The organism is Devosia sp. MC1541 (genome assembly GCF_012847305.1).
GTDB lineage: Bacteria > Pseudomonadota > Alphaproteobacteria > Rhizobiales > Devosiaceae > Devosia.
Genome location: NZ_JABBDZ010000045.1, coordinates 1 through 1321, shown reverse-complemented (window position 1 = coordinate 1321; position 1321 = coordinate 1). Strand labels below are relative to the sequence as shown.

1 protein-coding gene and 1 other annotated feature are annotated in these 1321 nt (G+C 63.5%); the gene reads right to left on the bottom strand.

All coding sequences use genetic code 11. From position 1 onward, the window contains the following. Positions 1-39 precede the first annotated feature (39 nt). Positions 40-1268 (bottom strand): IS3 family transposase gene (locus tag HKD40_RS17615; RefSeq protein WP_169197068.1). Its coding sequence is split into 2 segments (ribosomal slippage): positions 40-980 and positions 980-1268, totalling 1230 coding nucleotides; the frame shifts between segments, so codons are not numbered across the junction. Further along, positions 871-987 (bottom strand) — a sequence feature (AL1L pseudoknot). Its footprint overlaps the gene before it by 117 nt. Positions 1269-1321 lie beyond the last annotated feature (53 nt).

Sequence of the window (1321 nt, the reverse complement as noted above, 5' to 3'; positions counted from 1 at the left end):
TGAACCGCGCCGGGTTTGCCGGAAGCTGATTTCGGTTAGTTACGCGGCCATGGCGTCAGTTTCCAGAGCGGCGTAGAAGTTGACCTCGGCCTCTGCGGGCGGGATGTTCCCGATCGGCTCGAGCAGGCGGCGGTTGTTGAACCAGTCCACCCATTCAAGGGTCGCATATTCGACGGCCTCGAAGCTGCGCCAAGGTCCGCGTCGGTGGATGACCTCGGCCTTGAACAGGCCGTTGATCGTCTCGGCCAGCGCGTTGTCGTAACTGTCGCCCACGCTGCCAACCGAAGGTTCGATGCCTGCTTCTGCGAGGCGCTCGGTGTAGCGGATGGACAGGTATTGGGAGCCGCGGTCGCTGTGATGAACCAGTCCCATGCCCTTGGCTGGCCGGCGTTCGTGGACCGCCTGTTCCAAGGCATCGAGGACGAACCCCGCATGCGCCGAGGTGCTGACACGCCAGCCGACGATCTTGCGGGCATAGGCGTCGATGACGAAAGCCACATAGGCGAACCCCTTCCAGGTTGCAACATAGGTGAAATCACTGACCCAGAGCATGTTGGGTGCCGGCACCCGGAACTGGCGGTTCACCTTGTCCAGCGGACAGGGTGCCTTCTTGTCGGGGATCGTAGTCCTGTGCGGCTTGCCCCGGACAATGCCTTGAATACCCATGACCTTCATCAGCCGTGCCACCGTGCATCGGGCAACGTCGAAGCCCTCGCGGCGAAGCTGCCGCCAGATCTTCCGGACGCCGTAGACGCGCCAGTTCTCCTCGAATACCCGCAGGATCTCGGGGCGCAGCGCCTCATCCCGGCGCGCCCGTTCCGACAGCCGGGACGGATCGGCCCGCTTTGCCAGATGTTCATAGTAGGTGGACGGGGCGATCGGCAGAACCGCGCAGATCGGCTCGACCCCGTGCGCATCCCGGTGCGCGTCGATGAAACCCACCATCACTTCGACCGGCGGTCGAGCTCCGCCATCGCAAAATATGCGCTCGCCTTCCTGAGGATCTCGTTGGCCTGGCGCAACTCGCGGTTCTCCCGCTCAAGCGCCTTCATCTTCTCGGCCAAATCACTCGGGATGCCCGCGCGCCGACCCCTGTCGACCTCGGCCTTCTTGACCCAGTCGTTCAGGGTCTGTGGCGTGCAGCCGATCTTCGCCGCGATCGACATCACCGCCTGCCAGCGTGACGCATGCTGACCCTCGTTGTCGAGAACCAGTCGCACGGCGCGTTCGCGGACCTCAGGGGAAAACTTGTTCGTCGTCTTGCTCATGATGCTCCATCCTACTCAAGAGTCGGAGCCTCCGGCAAACCCGGCGCGGTTCA